Genomic DNA, 16,377 nt, shown 5'->3' with positions numbered 1-16,377 from the left:
GGATGCATCCTGCATCAGCCGTGTTTCAGGTTGTCTTCCAGCTTTTGCACCGCCAGTTTGGCCTTGTGATCGAGCTGGTTGACAAAAAACAGGCCGGAAAGGGCGGCAATCATGCCCGCCATGGTCGGTACCGTTGCCTTGGAGATCCCCGATGCCATCGCCCGCGGCGAACCGGTGCCGGTGATGGCCAAGGTGTCAAACACCTGCACCATCCCCACCACGGTGCCGAGCAGCCCCATCAATGGGCAGAGAGCGATCAGCACCTTGATGACCGGCATCCCCTTGTCTACCGCCATGGCGACCCGTGAGACCAGCTCGCGCCGGATCTGCTTGGCAGACCAAGAGAGATGATCGGTGCGGGCCAGCCAGGCGGCCTTGGTCTGCCTCACCTGTCTGGGGTAGACCGCCATGAAGTAGAACCAGCGCTCCAGCAACAGGGCCCACATCATCAGGGTCAGGAAGAACAGGGCGACCAGTACATCGCCCCCCAATCCCAAAAACCGGCGGACCGACTCGACTTCTTCAATCAACCAGAACCACATGGGTGACTCCTTACGCTGCGGCTTTGGAGGCGTGCAGACGTTCCTGATAGCGGGCGACGAAACCGGCGCTCTGCTCTTCCAGCACCTGGATCAGACGACGGCTCTGGGTCTGCACAATGGTGTAGAGGAACAGCATGGGTACCGCGACGACCAGACCCTGCATGGTGGTCACCAGCGCCTCAGAGATACCGCCAGCCATCAGCTTGGGATCGCCGGTACCGAACAGGGTGATGGCCTGGAAGGTGGCAATCATCCCCACCACGGTACCGAGCAGACCCAGCAGTGGTGCGACCGAGGCGATCAGCTTGATGATGCTGATGCCCTTCTCGAACTTGGGCACGTTGCGCAGGATGATCTCGTCGAGCTTGGACTCAAGATCCTCGATGTTGTCACCGCGATGGCTCTGGTAGGCCCCCAGCATGTCACCAATGGGGTTGCCCTTGATGATCTGATCGGATTTCAGCTGCTTGCGCATGGACGAGCCGATCAGCGACAGGCGGATACCGCAGAAGATGGCCAACAGGGTACCGAGCACGCCGAGCACCATGATGACGTAACCCACTTCACCACCCTGATCGATCCGCTCCTTGAGAGTCGGTGACTGCACCAGCAAAGAGAGGATCACGCCGCGAGACGGGTCGATGAAGATGGGTTTGACCCCGTCACCACCCTGTTCAAACTCGGCGATAGGTTCCAGCACCCCCTTGTCAGGTTGACGAGAGAGCTGCTCGAACTTGCCGGTCTCCGGCACGAAGGTGAGGTACTTGCCTTCGGAGACGGTGTTGAACTCACCGATCTGGGTGACGGTCTTCTCGGCCTGGTTGCCCTCGCCATAAACCACGGTCGCCGGGATCTGGCTCACCTTGCCACCATCAACCATGCGGCTGAGGGTGGTAGTCCAGAACGCTTCCAGATCGTCGCTGGAGGGGAGCTCTTTACTCTCGGCCAGACGGGTCAGCAAGGCAGATTGCTCCGGATGCTCGACCCGACGGGCGGAGGCGTTGAAGATCCCCTTGAACTCACCGGCAAACTGACGCAGCACCCCGAACATCTCACCCATGTTGCCGGAACGCTGGCGAAGGGTTTCAGTCAGCTCGGTCAGCTGCTTGTCATTGGCATCGAAGGTCGCCTTGAGCTGCTCGCCCTTGGCGGTTTCGGCAGCCAGCTCGGCCTTGGCCTTGGCCAGCAGCGCCCCTTGCTCGTTCTTGTCAGCCAGGAAGCGGGCTTCCCGCTCCTTGTTGAGTTGGGATTCGCTCAGGCTGGATGTCTTGACCTGGTTCAGCAGCGCATTGAGATCCACCGGTTTTTCGGCGGCAGTCACCGGCAGGGTGACCAGGGTTGCTCCCGCAATCAGGGAGGCAATAGCAAGTCTGATTCCTTTCATGATGCTTTCTCCGCTGTTTGAACCGGCAGCTTGATCAGCGCGGGAGGCGCCTGCTTCTTGGCGATGCGAAGGCCCTGTTCAACCGCACTGCGATACTCCTGGGGCAACTCTTCCCACTGGCGAGTCTTCTTGTTCCACATGCCGGTCTCATTGCCATCCGGGGACTGATAGAGCAGCGCAATGCGGCCAACGCGCAGGAACTCGTAGGTCTTCTCGCTGCCATCCTTGTCCAGGCTCGCCTTGTAGGACTCGATGGTGCGGCTGAAGCCCTCCTCGATCTGGTAAGCCTCCAGGATCTTGCGGTACTTCTCGGAGATGGTGACATCGGCCCGATTCATCAGGTCGGTCAGAGCCGCTACGCGGCTCCTCCCGCTCGACCTTCTGAAACGGCAGATCCAGTGACACAAACTGTTCGAGGGAGTCGATCATCTTGAGCATCAGCGGCACCACTTCGGTGCTGGTCTGATCAATCTGGGCGATCTGCTTTTGCATCGAGGCCAGCTCGGCGCTCTGGGATTCGACCATCTTGCCCACCTGCTCGTTGTAGGTGCGCAGACTGTCGACCTGACGCAGGGCGGCCTTGTACTGGGCCAGTGCAGACTCGGCAGATTCGGCATAACTGTCGATTTTCTGCTGGGAAACTTTGGCTGCATTATTGGTGGCGACTTGAGCGTCCACGGCCTGACCGGCAGTGGCGGCACTCAGATTGAAGCTGGTCAACAAGGCGGCCGAAACCAGGCTGCCAAGGAGCGCTTTCTTCATTGTAATGGTCCTTGTCTTCATAGGATTACCCTATCTCCGTAACTTCCTTGGACGTTGGGCACAGCCGGCCCGACCGGGCCGGCTGAGGTTGTGTATCAACGGGGTTGATTAGAACTTCTGGGTGTAGTCGATGTAGTAGACGCGACCGTCGATGCTGTAGAGGTCTTCTTCATAGGTGAAGCCATCGCTCGACAGGGAAGGTCCGCGGTTGAACATGTTCTTCACGCCGGTCTGGATTTTGGCATTCCAGCTGGTATCGACGGCTACGTTCAGGTTCCAGACGGTGTTGGAGGCGATATGACCCTCTTCCTTGCCATCTACATAGTCCTGGCTCTGTGAGTCGATATAGTTGGTGCTCAGGTAGGTATCCAGATTCCACAACTGCGGGAAGTTGGCACCGATCCCGGAGTTGAAGCGGAAGTCGGGTTTACCATTCCAGCCCTTCTTGTCGACCATTGGGCCGCCAGCAAACAGACCTTCCTCATATTTCAGAATGTAAGTGCTGCCAAAATCGTAACGCAGGGTGAAGGAGTTGAAGTCGTACTTGTAGTCTGCCTTGAAGTCGATACCACTGGTCTTGAGTTGCCCCAGGTTGACCATGCCCGCATAGACCATCTCGACATCACCATTGGCGTCACGGATGACGTTCGGGTTGCTGCCGGTGTTGAGCTCCTGATAGAACTGGGTCTGGGTGGTGGCCAGCTGGATCACGTCATCAATCTTGATGTAGTAGTAATCAAGCGACAGGTTCAGGTTGTCCAGAGGGTTGTAGGCAGTACCGATAGTGAAGGTATTGGCTGTCTCTTCCTTCAGGTTCTTGTTGGATTGACGGGTGGTCATATACTGCTCTTCAGAGCAGTTGGCCACACCATTTGCCTGGCAATAGACATAGTCCTTGGCAAAGTCAGCTGACTCGGCATCCGCCGCGTAAAGATCGTTCAGACCCGGCGCACGGAACGACTGGGACCAGGAGGTTCGGAACATCAGCTGGTCGAGCGGCTGATAACGCAGGCTCGCTTTGGGCGAGAAGGCGCTGCCAAAATCGCTGTACTTGTCGTAACGCCCCGCCAGGTTCAGCTCGATCTGTTCGGTGATGGGGATCAGACTCTCGATATAGGTGGCAAACACATCGCGCACACCACCACCGGAGTTACCGGATGAACCCAGTACGTTACCCGCTTCGGACTGGCTGTCATAGGTATCGGAGTAAACCCAGTCGTTATACTCGGCGCCCAAGTACCAGCTGACGGGGCCAGCAGGCAATGCGCCCATCTCCCAGCCCAGACCGCCATACCACTGGAAGAAGTCCATCTTGGAGTTGCGGCTGGTGGTATAGGAGAGATCCTTGGTGGCGTCAGCGGAGAAGCTGCCATTGACAAACTTGCCGCTGTTGACCTGGGTCTGGACAGCTGGTTCCAGAACATAACCATTACCAATGCTCTGGTTGTCGGTCTTGGAGTACATGTAACCGGCGTTCCACTCCACATCCCCTACAGTTTCGGTCGGAACGGTGCCCTCAAAACCGAGATTCAGGGTACCGGTCAAGTCGGTTACATCGTTGTCACGGGGCCCGACGTTGCTGAAACGGTAGTAAACGGTAGCGGCTTTGGCGGTGCTGAAGTTGTTGGCTGAGAGGACTGCGGCACTTTCCGGGGTGGAACCATCCACGGTGAAGGCACCGGCAGCAGGCGCGAAGCGACCAAAACTGGTGACGCGGGAACCAATCATCTGCGGCACAAAATCCACACTGTCATTGATATGGTAACGACCGTTCACATAGACGGTATCACGGGTGCGTGAAGCGGTTTTGGCTGCGACCTTGGCAAAGTCGAAACGGCAAGCCGTGCCCTTGGTGACGAAACCGGGACCGGTGCCTTCACAGTCAACCCCATTCAGAGTACGGGTGACCGTCTTGCCAGTTGTCGCGTCTACCCCCTTGATATTGCGACCATACAGGCTAGGGGACTCAGCCCCCTGCTTGGCCAGATAGTCACGATCCTTGTAGTAGATCTCGTCTTTGACATCGTGCTCGTAGACCATCATCAAGGCGCCCTTCTCACCCGAAACGCCACTGACGATGGAACCGCTCTTCTCATCCCCACCTTCTTCGCTTGGGGAACCGACACGCCCCTGGAATGACAAGCCTTCAAAACCCTCTTTGAGGATCACGTTGATAACGCCACCGATGGCATCAGAACCGTAGAGCGCGGAGCCGCCATCCAGGTTCACTTCCACTCGCTCAACCGCCGCCATTGGGATGGTGTTGAGGTTGATGGCAGTGCCTCCCATGGTAGGAGAGCCAGCAATTCGCTTGCCATTGAGCAGCACCAGGGTGCGATCTTCCCCAAGGCCACGCAAACCAACGGTGGCTTGTGACTGGGCAGAACTGCCGGATGAAGGGGAGAAACCGCCGAAGGAGTTGTAAGAGGCCTGTTTCAGATAATCCGCCACAGTCTGCTGACCAGACTGTTCGATCTGAACCTTGCTGACAGCAACAACAGGAGTTGCGCCCTCGACATCGACACGGGAGATACGGGAGCCAGTAACCTTGATTTTCTGCAGTTTTTCGACGTTCTGCCCTTCTTCGGCAGATACAGATGGGACTGCCGCAAGGCTCGCCAAGGCGAACGCAATCGCAGCAGAGATTCTGCTCTTCCTAAGCATCGCTTATATCCTTCCTGGTTGTTTATTGTTTGCTTCCTGATACCGCCCTCTTTGGAGCGATGCGTAAGGCTTATCAATCTTTGACTAGCGGCGTCAATGGAGCATGGGTGTGGTGAGGTCAGACGTTAGAATAAGCGGAGTGTATTAATTTCGACCGATATAATTAGTGAATAATTCTGCCAAATACGACCAAACCAATGTAAAGGCATTGTTAAATGCAGTGAATGGCGCTGAATTAAAAATTGATGAACTTATTAGTTAACGTGCTGTCTATTTATATCTTATTTCGACTTACCGGCCTTAATAAGAATAAAACACTAACTTCATGAGGCTTGAACCTGACCTGTTTCATAGGGATAACAGATATAACCATCGAGATGATATCGTTTTCACTCAATTTCACCAACCCCAACAAATGCAATTTAAATCAAATGCTTATATTTGCTAAAAGTTAAAATAAACAGCTATTTATATTTTTTAAAATAATGTTGAGTAGTAGCATTTTGTTTTTATTTTCGCTTTTCAGATAAAAAACATCATTTCTCGGTAATTTGGGTCTCAGCGGGTCATTTTTCCCAGTTTTCCATTTTCTTGTACTTGATTTTTGTTGCAGAGCTTTTACAGTGGCCAAGCGGATTGTCTGCTGTTTGGCAACCAATCCAGCGCGTAATTCCAGGAAGGACAGGCCCGTCACCGGATTTGACTGGTCACAAAAAGAACAACAAGGACGAGGTTCCATCATGCTGTCGTATTTCCTACGCCGGACGCTTTTGATCATCCCGACGTTTCTCGGTATTACCCTGCTCGTCTTCACCATCACCCGTTTCGTGCCGGGCGGTCCGGTCGAGCGCATGCTACTGCAAGCCCAGGTTTCCCAGAATGAATCTGGCCGCGCCAGTGGCAGCAAGGGGGCTCAGGCCCTCTCCGATGAACAGATCGAGGAGCTCAAGGCCTTCTATGGTCTCGACAAGCCAATGCTGATCGCCTACTGGGAATGGCTGCAAAAGCTGGCGGTACTCGATCTGGGCGAATCAACCCGTTATTACGAACCGGTATGGGATCTCATCAAGGATCGGCTCCCCGTCACCGCCTTCTTCGGACTGGCGACCTTTCTGCTAAGCTATGCGGTCTCCATCCCGCTCGGGGTGGCCAAGGCGCTCAGGCACAACAGCCGCTTCGACTCGTTAAGCTCCATGCTCATCTACATGGCCTATGCCCTGCCTGCCTACGTGGTGGGGATCTTTCTCATCACCGTCTTTGCGTTTCATCTGGAGTGGCTGCCGATGGGCGGTTTTCCGGGGGACGAGTACGACTCGATGACCAGCAGCTGGGATCAGATCCGCACTGTCTTTGCCCACGCGTTGCTGCCGCTTATCGCCTACGCCATCGGGGATTTCGCCATCCTCACCATGACCATGAAAAACAGCCTGATGGAGAACCTGTCGGCAGATTATGTGCGCACCGCCGTGGCCAAGGGGTTGCCGTTTCGCAAGGCGGTCACCGACCATGCCATGCGCAACAGCCTCATCCCCATCGCCAGTCACCTGGGGTCTGTGCTTACCGTTTTCTTTGGCGGATCTTTTCTCATCGAGACCATCTTCAACATCGACGGCATCGGCCTGCTCGGTTATGAATCGATCGTCGAGCGGGATTACCCCACCGTTATGGGCATTCTCGCCATCACCTCCATGCTGATGCTGATGGGCAATATCGTCTCCGATATCTGCGTTGCCCTTGTTGATCCGCGCGTGCGGTTTGGAGACTGATCATGAAGCTCAATCCGGTTACCTTGAAAAAACTCAAGCGCTTCAAGTCGATCAAGCGCGGTTACTACTCCTTCATCATCTTCACTGCGCTGGTACTACTCTCCCTGCTGGCAGAGCTGCTGGTCAACAGCCGGGCGCTGATGGTGAGCTATCAGGGCCAACTGCACTTCCCCACCTATGGCGATGTGATCCCCGGTCAGCAGTTCGGGCTCGATTATGAGTACGAAACCAACTACCGCCAGCTCAAGGCCAAGTTTTCAGCAGAGGGTCAGGGTGACTGGGTGCTGTTGCCACCGGTACCCTGGAACCCCTACGAGCAGGATTTCAAGGAGGATGCCTACCCGCCCTATGCTCCGAGCATGGCTGAGCGCCACTTCCTCGGCACCGACGCCAGCGGTCGCGACGTGCTGGCACGGCTGGTCTACGGCTTTCGCATCGCCATCGGCTTTGCCTTTATAGCGCTGGCGGCCAGTTACGCCATCGGGGTCACCATCGGCTGTCTGATGGGGTTTCTTGGCGGCCGCTTTGATCTCATCCTGCAACGCTTTATCGAGATCTGGTCCCAGGTGCCGTTTCTCTACGTCATCATGATTCTGGTGTCGCTAGCCAAACCCAACTTCGGCCTGTTTGTAGCCATCAACGTGTTGTTCGGATGGATGGGGATCACCTGGTATATGCGCACCCTCACCTACAAGGAGCGGGCGCGGGACTATGTGATGGCGGCGCGGGCGCAAGGGGCGACCACCGGGAGGATCATCTTCCACCACATCCTGCCCAACACCCTGATGATGATCGTCACACTGGCGCCGTTCGCCGTGGTGGGCAATATCTCCACCCTGACGGCACTCGACTATCTGGGCTTCGGGCTGGCACCACCAACCCCGAGCTGGGGAGAGCTGCTCTCGCAGGGGATCAACAATCTCGACGCCATCTGGATCGTCAGCTCGGTGGTGGCAGCGGTGAGTCTGGTGCTGATCATGGTCTCCTTCATCGGCGAGGCGATCCGCGAGGCATTCGATCCGCGCAAATTTACCCGTTACCAGTAAGCCAGCCGCTACCAACGCGCATCGGCAGGCGCCGGGTAACAAACAGTCATTAATGAAGGACGAACCACCCCCACCGGCGGTCCCGGGGCAAGGGATAATCCCGTTATCAATCAAGACCCCCAGTGCAGGGGCCAGACCTGGAAGTCAAACATGAAAAATAAAATCAAATGGATAGGTGCTCTCTTTGTGCTGGTAAACGGATCCTGGGTCTGGGCGGCCAGCCTGCCCGCGGATCTCAAATGGGAGACCAACGACACGGATCCTGTGTTCGCCTCCCCCAAGGCGCTGCCGGGCGGCAGCCTCAATATGTTTGTGGACAGCTTTCCGCTGACGTTTCGCACCGTGGGGCCTGACTCCAACGGTTCGTTCCGCTCCTTTATTCTCGATAACCAGCTGCGGCTCATCAGCTTCCACCCCAATACCGGCAACCCCATTCCCTCGCTGGCGACCCACTGGGCCATCGCGCCAGACAGCCAAACCGTCTACTTCAAGCTGGATCCACGCGCCAAATGGTCGGATGGCAAGCCGGTAAATGCCGATGACTACACCTTCGGCTACGAGATGATGCGTTCCAAACACATCAAGGGGCCATGGTTCAACAATTACTACACCACTGAAGTGGTAGCTGTAGAGAAGATCGATGACCACACCATTCTGGTCAAAGCAGGCAACCGCAAGGCCAAGATGGACCTGCTCAACACCACCGAGCTGTGGCCCCAGCCCAAGCACTACTACAAGCTGACCCCCAACTGGGTGAAGCAGTACAACTGGGCCGTTGTGCCCACCACAGGTCCCTACGTGATCAGCGACGTCAAGAAGGGCAAGTCGGTTACCTTCAGCAAGCAGAAGGATTGGTGGGCAAAGGATGATCGCTACAACCAGCACAGATTCAACATCGACACCATCAAGGTGCAGGTGATCCGCGACCATAACATCGCCTTCCGTCACTTCCTGAAAGGGGAGATCGATACCTTCGAGATGATCCTGCCCAACTGGTGGCATGAAAAAGCGGTCACCTCTGAGTACAAGAAGGGGTACGTGCAGAAGGTGATGGCCATGACCGACACCAAACAGGGCGGTCAGGGGGTGCACCTCAATGTGGCCAACCCCAAACTGGCGGACGTAAACGTGCGCCTCGGCATCCAGCACGCCTTCAACATCGACAAGATGATTAAAACCGTGCTGCGCGGCGACTACGACAGAGCCACCACCTTCGACTCGGGCTTTGGCGAGTTCACTGACATCACGCTGCCGGAGCGGGCTTATGACATCGGCAAGGCGCGGGAGTACTTTGCCAAGGGCGGCTACAACAAGCCGGGGCCTGACGGCATCCTGCAAAATGAGAAGGGGGAAAGGCTCACGCTGGCGCTCACCTACACCAGTCAGGAGCACTCCAAGCGGCTGACCGTGCTGAAAGAGGAGGCCAAGAAGGCGGGTCTGGACCTGGAGCTCAATCTGGTGGATGGCGCCACCGGCTTCAAGGTGATGCTGGAGAAGAAACACGAAGCGGCCTGGCTCGGCTGGGGCGGCGGCGGTCTCTATCCGCAATATTGGGAGTTTTTCCACTCCACCAATGCCAACAAACCGCAGACCAACAACCTGTTCAACGTGGCTGACAAGGAGCTCGACGCGCTGATCGACGCCTACAACGTCGAATTCGACATGGCCAAGCGGGCCAAGCTCTCCCAGCAGATCCAGCAGCGCATCTATGATCTCGCCATTTTCGTGCCCGGGGTGCAGCTCAACTATGTGCGGGCAAGCAGCTGGCGTTATGTGATGCTGCCGGAGGTACCTGCCACCAAGAACACACCGGATCTGCTCTACTGGCCGATGGATGGTTATCCTCACAGTAGCGGCGGTTTGCTCTGGCTCGATCCCAAGGTGAAGGAAGAGACCCGCAACGCCAAGGAGGCAGGGGAGGCGCTGGCGCCCATCAACCTGCTCGACAAGACCTATGCACGTCATTGATATTCAGGCCATTGCGAAGGGAGCAGCCGTTATGCCCAACACCCAGGCCCCCATTCTTGACGTACCGGATAACGGGGGGGAGTTCGCCGCTGATAACGGCCAGCACCCAGCCCCAATCCTCGAAGTACGCGATCTCGAGGTGGAGTTCGCCGTCGACGACGGCAAGATCAAGGTGCTCGACGGGGTCAGCTTCAAGGTGGCCCCGGGTCAAACGCTGGGGATCGTCGGCGAGTCCGGCTGCGGCAAGAGCGTCACCTCGCTCGCCATCATGGGGCTCTTGCCCAAGCCCCATGGTCAGGTGGTCGCCGGTTCCATCCGCTTTCAGGGGGAAGAGCTGCTGTCGCTTGCGCCGGATCAGATGTACAAGGTGCGCGGCAACCGCATTTCGATGATCTTTCAGGAGCCAATGACGGCCCTCAATCCGGTGCAGACGGTGGGGGAGCAGCTGATGGAGGTGTTTCGCCTCCATCGCCCCGAGTATGACAAGGCCCAGCGCAAAGCCGCGGCCATCGCCATGCTGCAGAAAGTGGGTATCCCGGAACCGGCCCAGCGCTTTGCGGTCTATCCCCACAACCTCTCCGGCGGCATGCGCCAGCGGGTGATGATCGCCATGGCGCTCTCATGCGAGCCAGACCTGCTTATCTGTGACGAGCCGACCACGGCGCTGGATGTCACCATTCAGGCCCAGATCCTCGAACTGATGAAAGAGCTGCAGGCCCAGACCGGCATGGCCATCATCTTTATCACCCACGATCTGGGGGTAGTGGCGGAGCTGTGCGACGAAGTGGTGGTGATGTATGCCGGGCGGGCGGTAGAGCAGGCCGACGTGTTCGAGCTGTTTGACCACCCCCGCCACCCCTATACCCACGGCCTGATGAGCTCGATCCCGCGCCTCGAGGATGAGCCCAAGAGCCTGCTCAAGACCATCAAGGGACAGGTGCCAGCCCTGCACGAGATGCCCGCTGGCTGCCGCTTCTCCAACCGCTGCCCCCACGCGACCGATCTCTGTATCAGTGCCATTCCGGCGGTGGAGCAACTCAATCCGCGCCACCATGTCACCTGTCACTACTGGAAGGAGTTGACCCCATGAGCACTCTGTTATCGGTCAGGGATCTGAAACAGCACTTCCGGCTGGGAGGCGGGTTCCTGCGCAAGCAATATACGGTTCACGCGGTGGATGGCATCAGCTTCGACTTGAAACAGGGAGAAACGCTGGGGCTGGTGGGTGAATCGGGCTGCGGCAAATCCACCCTCGGGCGAAGTCTGCTCAAGCTGTTCGAGCCGACCGCGGGCACCATCACCTTCGAGGGGCGCGACATCACCGCCCTCAGCCCGAAAGAGATGCGATCCCTGCGTCAGGAGATGCAGATGGTGTTTCAGGATCCTGCAGAATCTCTCAACAGCCGCCACACCGTGGGCCAGATCCTGGAGGAGCCCTTTATCATCCACGGTAAAGGCAACACTGAGCAGCGCCGCGGCTGGGTGCAGGAGTTGCTGGCAAAAGTGGGCTTGCCTGGCAGTGCGGTGGATCGCTACCCCCACGAGTTTTCCGGCGGTCAGCGCCAGCGGATCGGCATCGCCCGCGCCATCGCCCTCAAGCCCAAACTGCTGGTATGCGACGAGGCAGTCTCGGCCCTCGATGTCTCGGTGCAGTCGCAAATCGTCAACCTGCTGCTCAGCCTGCAGCGGGAGATGAACCTCTCCATCATCTTCATCGCCCACGATCTGTCGGTGGTGAAACATATCTCGGATCGGATTGCGGTGATGTATCTGGGACGGATCGTCGAGCTGGCGGATGCCCAGTCGCTCTATCTGGCGCCGCGCCACCCCTATACCCAGGCGTTGATCTCCGCCATTCCGGTACCGGACCCGCGCAGGCGCAGCCAGCGCATTCTGCTGACCGGCGATGTGCCCTCCCCCATCTCGCCACCAAGCGGCTGCCACTTCCATCAGCGCTGTCCCCATGCGACCGAGCTGTGCAAAAGCAAAGCGCCCAGGCTGGAGGCGTGTGATGAGGCCCATCATCAGGTGGCCTGTCACACCCCGCTCGCCGTCGGTAGTCACGCCATCAGCGGCAGTTCCATCAGTAGCAACGCTACGAACGGTGACAGCAGGCTGGAACAGGCGAGCTAGGCGCAGCGAACAGACGCCAGGGTAGAAACAGACGAGGCGGCCTTCTGGCCGCCTCGTGCTATCGGGTCAATCTGCCAACCGTCAGGCGATCTGGTAGCGCCCCGGCTTGTGGTTGAGTGTCAACACCAGATTACAGATAACCGCCGCCACGATGGAGAGGGCCAGAATCCAGGGCTGCACCACGAAGAACGAGGCGATGACGATGGCGCAATCGAGCCCCATTTGCAGCTTGCCCGCCCGGATGCCAAAGCGATCCTGAATAAAGAGCGCCAGAATATTGAAGCCCCCCAGACTCGACTTGTGGCGAAACATGATAAGCAGCCCCATACCGATCAGGGTGCCACCGATCAGCGCCGCATAGAGCGGCTCTATCTTGCCGATCTGCAACACGCCGTTGAGGTGATCGGTCATGTAGGAGACCGCCGCCACCGAGACGAAGGTGTTGAGGGTAAAGCGCGGCCCCATCCTGAGCCAAGCGAGCGCGTAGAAGGGCAGATTGATGCCGAAGAAGAGCAGGCCAAAGCTGATGCCCGTTACCTGTTGCAGCAGCAATGCCAGCCCGGCGGTGCCGCCGGTGAGCAGGCCCACCTGATGAAACAGGAAGATGCCGAGGGAGACGAAGCCTGCCGCGGTCAGCAGGGCCAGCACATCCTCATAGACGGGATGGGCAGTACGAGTCGAGGTGTTGTCCATAACCTGTATCCAAGCGAAGTAAAGAGAGAGTGTCTGTCGCCAGCCGTGCTCGGCGGGCTGCGAGCCCTGTCGGCAGGGCTTCGTTATGAGGCCCAGTCTATTTTTTGTGAAAATGATCACAACAAGAGGGCTGCACGCCCCATTCTGGTGCCTGTCATCCGGCATTGACACTCGCTGCACCAAGATGCAGCATGCCGCCCTCTGATACCCCGCATCCCATCCGCAGCAAGAGGCGTTTTCCATGAAGGTCACCATTTTTGGCACAGGCTATGTCGGGCTGGTTCAGGCCGCCGTTCTGGCCGAGGTGGGCCATCAGATCTGCTGCATCGATGTGGATGAGGGGCGGATCGCCGCGCTTCGGCAGGGCCAAATCCCCTTCTACGAACCGGGGCTGGCCCCGCTGGTCGAGAGCTATCTGGCCAGCGGTCGTCTGCACTTCTCTGCCGACCCCGCCGTTGGAGTCGAGCACGCCGACCTGCTGCTCATCGCAGTAGGCACACCCGCAGATGAGGATGGCTCTGCCGATCTGCAACATGTGCTGACGGTGGCCGACACCATAGGCCGGCTGATGAGCAGCCCCAAGCTGGTGGTGACCAAGAGCACTGTGCCGGTCGGCACGGCGCAGCAGGTGCGGCAACATATTCAGGCCCGGCTGGCGGAGCGTGGCGTAGCTCTCGACTGCGACGTGGCGGCTAACCCCGAGTTTCTCAAGGAGGGGGCGGCTGTCAGCGACTGCATGCGGCCGGATCGCATCATCATCGGCTGTGACAGCGAGGCGGCGCAGGAGCAGTTGCGCGCCCTCTACGCCCCCTTCAACCGCAACCACGACCGGATCGTGGTGATGGATCTGCGCAGTGCCGAACTCACCAAGTACGCCGCCAACGCCATGCTGGCCACCCGCATCTCCTTTATGAACGAGATGGCGGCACTCGCCGAGGAGCTGGGGGCCGATATCGAGGCGGTGCGCCAGGGGATGGGGGCCGATCCCCGCATCGGTTACCACTTCCTCTACCCGGGCTGCGGCTATGGCGGCTCCTGCTTCCCCAAGGATATCCAGTCCCTGCTCCACACAGCCCGCCGCGTCGACTGCGACACCCCGCTGCTCGCTGCGGTCGAGCAGGTCAACCAGCGCCAACAGCAGAAGATGGCTGAGCGGCTGCTGAGTCACTTCGGCCCGGATCTGCGCGGCCGCACGTTTGCCCTGTGGGGACTGGCGTTCAAGCCCGGCACCGACGACATGCGCGAAGCGCCGAGCCGCCCGCTGCTGGCCGCCATCTGGGCCGCTGGCGGCAGGGTGCAGGCGTTTGATCCCAAGGCGATGGCTCGCGCTCGCGAACTTTACGGCGAGCGACCGGATCTGCTGCTCTGCCCGACTCAGGAATCTGCACTGGAGGGGGCCGATGCCCTGCTCATCTGCACCGAGTGGCAATCCTTCCGCGTCCCCGACTTTGCCCGGATGAAGAGCCTGCTAGCCAGCCCCGTCATCATCGACGGGCGCAACCTCTACGATCCGGTTCGCCTGCACCAGCAGGGCTTTTGCTACTACGCCATAGGGCGCCCTCACCTTCCTCTCGCGCAGGTGCAACCATGAGCTGGCTGGTGACCGGGGCCGCCGGTTTTATCGGTTTTCACGTGGCCAGCCGGCTCTGCGCGGCAGGTCATCGGGTGGTGGGTATCGACAACCTCAACGACTACTACGAGGTGAGTCTGAAAGAGGCGCGACTGGCACAATTGGCCAGCTATCCCCATTTCCACTTCGAACGGGTCGATCTGGCGGATCGCGAAGCGATGGCGGCTCTCTTTGCCCGTCATGGCTTCGAGCGGGTGATCCATCTGGGGGCTCAGGCGGGGGTACGCTACTCGCTGGAAAACCCGTTTGCCTACGCCGACAGCAACCTCACCGGCATGCTGACAGTGCTGGAGGGGTGCCGCCACCACGGCATCCAGCATCTGCTCTACGCCTCCTCCAGCTCGGTTTATGGTCTGACCGACCAGATGCCCTTCACCACCGAGCAGCCGGTGGATCACCCGGTCTCCCTCTACGCTGCCACCAAGAAGAGTGGCGAGCTGATGGCTCACGCCTACTCGGCTCTCTATGGCCTGCCCACCACGGGGCTGCGCTTTTTCACCGTCTACGGCCCCTGGGGACGGCCCGACATGGCCATCATCAAGTTCACCCGCGCCATCCTCGCGGGCGAGCCTATCGACGTCTATAACCACGGCGATCTCAGCCGCGACTTCACCTTTATCGACGACATCGTCGAAGGGATCCTCGCCGTCGCCGACCGGCCGCCCCGTCCCAATCCCGATTGGCACGCCAGCGAGCAGACTCCTGCCGAGAGCGCCGCGCCCTACCGCATCCTCAACATCGGTCATGGTCAGCCGGTGCGGCTGCTCGACTTTATCGAGGCGCTGGAAGAGGCCCTCGGCAAACCTGCCATCAAGCGAATGCTGCCGATGCAGGCGGGCGACATGCACGCTACCTGGGCCGATAGCGAGCCCCTCCATACCCTCACCGGCCTGCGCCCCGCCACCTCGATCAAGGAGGGGGTCGCCGCGTTCGTCCGCTGGTATCTCGACTACTACCAACCCGGCGCGTCAAATTGTCGGGCTGCAGCCCTTGGTCGCCGATGAGTTAATCCGGTACCACTGGCTTGCCACGCGTTTTAGGATGGCTGAACGCACTGTCTGCGCACCATAGCGAGGATTTGAGATGCAACAGCAGGAACAGGGTCTGATCGATGGACTGTTCGACCGCCTCAAGCAAGCGCAAGCCAGGGATAGCAAGCGAGACCAACAAGCGGATCAGCTGATCCGCCAGCATCTGGCAGAGCAGCCCGATGCCCCCTACTACATGACCCAGGCGCTGCTGATCCAGCAGGCTGCCCTTACCCGCCTCAACGAGCGAGTCAAGGAGCTGGAGGCCAGCCAAAGCAGTTCGAGCGGCGGCAGTTTTCTCTCCGGCCTGTTTGGTGGCGAGAGCACTCCGCCCCCGCGCTTCACGCCGCCACCGGCAACTGCGCCTGCCCAACCCGCTTCCCGTACCAGCTCCTTTCTCGGTGGCGCCCTGCAAACCGCAGCCGGGGTTGCCGGTGGAGTCATGCTGGCCGACATGATCGGCGGACTGTTTCACAGCAACCGGCCCGAGGAGATCATCGACATCATAGAGCCAGCGCCCATCGCCAATCCGGTCGATGCGGAACCGGTACGCTGGGACGGCTGGGATTCACCTCCCGATGTTGGCAGCAGTTTTCTCGACGACGATAGCCAGAGTGGCGGCTGGACCGACAGTGACGATAACAACGGCGGTTTCTTCTAACCGTCAAACCATTACTGGCCCCGCATCTGGCGGGGCCCAACTCGATACGAAACCCATGACTATGGAAAGTGTGATGACACCACGGACCGGCAGCGGCATG

Annotated in this window: 13 protein-coding genes and 1 pseudogene; 8 read left to right on the top strand and 6 right to left on the bottom strand. The window is 58.8% G+C overall.

Annotation, left to right across the window (positions count from 1 at the left end; genetic code table 11):
- Window positions 1-14 precede the first annotated feature (14 nt).
- The 5 genes and pseudogenes from WE862_RS08615 to WE862_RS08595 all read right to left on the bottom strand — a co-directional run bounded on the left by WE862_RS08615 (window position 15) and on the right by WE862_RS08595 (window position 6,094).
- Entirely contained in the window at window positions 15-542 is a 528-nt protein-coding gene (locus WE862_RS08615; RefSeq protein ID WP_042031681.1) for a MotA/TolQ/ExbB proton channel family protein, read from the bottom strand.
- 10 nt (window positions 543-552) lie between these two features.
- The gene (locus WE862_RS08610) at window positions 553-1,926 is read right to left on the bottom strand and encodes a MotA/TolQ/ExbB proton channel family protein (RefSeq protein ID WP_042031682.1); all 1,374 of its coding nucleotides are present in this window, start codon (window positions 1,924-1,926) and stop codon (window positions 553-555) included.
- A pseudogene (locus tag WE862_RS08605) lies at window positions 1,923-2,688 on the bottom strand (DUF3450 domain-containing protein). The gene WE862_RS08610 and the pseudogene WE862_RS08605 overlap by 4 nt, the downstream one beginning before the upstream one ends.
- A 108-nt stretch (window positions 2,689-2,796) precedes the next feature.
- Window positions 2,797-5,352 (bottom strand): TonB-dependent receptor, encoded by a 2,556-nt coding sequence (locus WE862_RS08600; RefSeq protein WP_042031684.1) that lies wholly within the window; start codon window positions 5,350-5,352, stop codon window positions 2,797-2,799.
- A 451-nt stretch (window positions 5,353-5,803) separates the two neighbouring features.
- A complete protein-coding gene (locus tag WE862_RS08595; RefSeq protein WP_156128744.1) occupies window positions 5,804-6,094 on the bottom strand; it encodes a hypothetical protein in 291 nt (96 codons plus the stop codon).
- On the opposite strand from WE862_RS08595, the gene WE862_RS08590 reads away from it, so the two are divergent.
- From WE862_RS08590 to WE862_RS08570, 5 genes are all read left to right on the top strand, one after another.
- Window positions 6,093-7,118 carry an ABC transporter permease subunit gene (locus WE862_RS08590; RefSeq protein ID WP_042031685.1) on the top strand — a complete coding sequence of 342 codons (1,026 nt, stop codon included), beginning with the start codon at window positions 6,093-6,095 and terminating at the stop codon, window positions 7,116-7,118. The genes WE862_RS08595 and WE862_RS08590 overlap by 2 nt on opposite strands.
- Window positions 7,119-7,120: 2 nt before the next feature.
- Window positions 7,121-8,164, top strand: a complete 1,044-nt coding sequence (locus WE862_RS08585) for an ABC transporter permease (RefSeq protein ID WP_042031686.1) — start codon at window positions 7,121-7,123, stop codon at window positions 8,162-8,164.
- 150 nt (window positions 8,165-8,314) lie between these two features.
- On the top strand, window positions 8,315-10,132 hold the full coding sequence (locus WE862_RS08580) for an extracellular solute-binding protein (protein ID WP_042031687.1): 1,818 nt from the start codon (window positions 8,315-8,317) through the stop codon (window positions 10,130-10,132).
- Between the two features lie 31 nt (window positions 10,133-10,163).
- Window positions 10,164-11,222, top strand: coding sequence for an ABC transporter ATP-binding protein (locus tag WE862_RS08575; protein ID WP_042031688.1), 1,059 nt, complete (start codon window positions 10,164-10,166; stop codon window positions 11,220-11,222).
- Complete coding sequence (locus WE862_RS08570; RefSeq protein ID WP_042031689.1) at window positions 11,219-12,265, top strand: ABC transporter ATP-binding protein; 1,047 nt, start codon at window positions 11,219-11,221, stop codon at window positions 12,263-12,265. Before WE862_RS08575 ends, WE862_RS08570 begins: the two co-directional genes overlap by 4 nt.
- 81 nt (window positions 12,266-12,346) lie before the next feature.
- Here WE862_RS08570 and WE862_RS08565 read toward each other — a convergent pair whose 3' ends face one another.
- The gene (locus WE862_RS08565; RefSeq protein WP_042031690.1) at window positions 12,347-12,958 is read right to left on the bottom strand and encodes a YitT family protein; all 612 of its coding nucleotides are present in this window, start codon (window positions 12,956-12,958) and stop codon (window positions 12,347-12,349) included.
- 241 nt (window positions 12,959-13,199) lie between these two features.
- On the opposite strand from WE862_RS08565, the gene WE862_RS08560 reads away from it, so the two are divergent.
- The 3 genes from WE862_RS08560 (at window position 13,200) to WE862_RS08550 (ending at window position 16,277) form a co-directional block, all read left to right on the top strand.
- Window positions 13,200-14,549: a UDP-glucose dehydrogenase family protein gene (locus WE862_RS08560; protein ID WP_042031691.1), complete on the top strand. Its 1,350-nt coding sequence runs from the start codon at window positions 13,200-13,202 to the stop codon at window positions 14,547-14,549.
- Complete coding sequence (locus tag WE862_RS08555; RefSeq protein ID WP_042031692.1) at window positions 14,546-15,592, top strand: NAD-dependent epimerase; 1,047 nt, start codon at window positions 14,546-14,548, stop codon at window positions 15,590-15,592. The genes WE862_RS08560 and WE862_RS08555 overlap by 4 nt, the downstream gene beginning before the upstream one ends.
- A gap of 79 nt (window positions 15,593-15,671) precedes the next feature.
- The gene (locus WE862_RS08550; RefSeq protein ID WP_042031693.1) at window positions 15,672-16,277 is read left to right on the top strand and encodes a DUF2076 domain-containing protein; all 606 of its coding nucleotides are present in this window, start codon (window positions 15,672-15,674) and stop codon (window positions 16,275-16,277) included.
- The last annotated feature ends 100 nt before the right edge of the window (window positions 16,278-16,377 follow it).

This window comes from Aeromonas jandaei, assembly GCF_037890695.1.
Taxonomy (GTDB): domain Bacteria; phylum Pseudomonadota; class Gammaproteobacteria; order Enterobacterales; family Aeromonadaceae; genus Aeromonas; species Aeromonas jandaei.
Note: the sequence above shows the minus strand (reverse complement) of the source record. Positions and strands in the feature narration are given on the sequence as shown.

Coding starts and splice junctions, on each gene's coding strand:
- WE862_RS08585 (WP_042031686.1), top strand. CDS start 7,121: ATGAAGCTCAATCCGGTTACCTTGAAAAAACTCAAGCGCTTCAAGTCG.
- WE862_RS08565 (WP_042031690.1), bottom strand. CDS start 12,958: ATGGACAACACCTCGACTCGTACTGCCCATCCCGTCTATGAGGATGTG.
- WE862_RS08560 (WP_042031691.1), top strand. CDS start 13,200: ATGAAGGTCACCATTTTTGGCACAGGCTATGTCGGGCTGGTTCAGGCC.
- WE862_RS08555 (WP_042031692.1), top strand. CDS start 14,546: ATGAGCTGGCTGGTGACCGGGGCCGCCGGTTTTATCGGTTTTCACGTG.
- WE862_RS08600 (WP_042031684.1), bottom strand. CDS start 5,352: ATGCTTAGGAAGAGCAGAATCTCTGCTGCGATTGCGTTCGCCTTGGCG.
- WE862_RS08570 (WP_042031689.1), top strand. CDS start 11,219: ATGAGCACTCTGTTATCGGTCAGGGATCTGAAACAGCACTTCCGGCTG.
- WE862_RS08615 (WP_042031681.1), bottom strand. CDS start 542: ATGTGGTTCTGGTTGATTGAAGAAGTCGAGTCGGTCCGCCGGTTTTTG.
- WE862_RS08590 (WP_042031685.1), top strand. CDS start 6,093: ATGCTGTCGTATTTCCTACGCCGGACGCTTTTGATCATCCCGACGTTT.
- WE862_RS08550 (WP_042031693.1), top strand. CDS start 15,672: ATGCAACAGCAGGAACAGGGTCTGATCGATGGACTGTTCGACCGCCTC.
- WE862_RS08610 (WP_042031682.1), bottom strand. CDS start 1,926: ATGAAAGGAATCAGACTTGCTATTGCCTCCCTGATTGCGGGAGCAACC.
- WE862_RS08575 (WP_042031688.1), top strand. CDS start 10,164: ATGCCCAACACCCAGGCCCCCATTCTTGACGTACCGGATAACGGGGGG.
- WE862_RS08595 (WP_156128744.1), bottom strand. CDS start 6,094: ATGATGGAACCTCGTCCTTGTTGTTCTTTTTGTGACCAGTCAAATCCG.
- WE862_RS08580 (WP_042031687.1), top strand. CDS start 8,315: ATGAAAAATAAAATCAAATGGATAGGTGCTCTCTTTGTGCTGGTAAAC.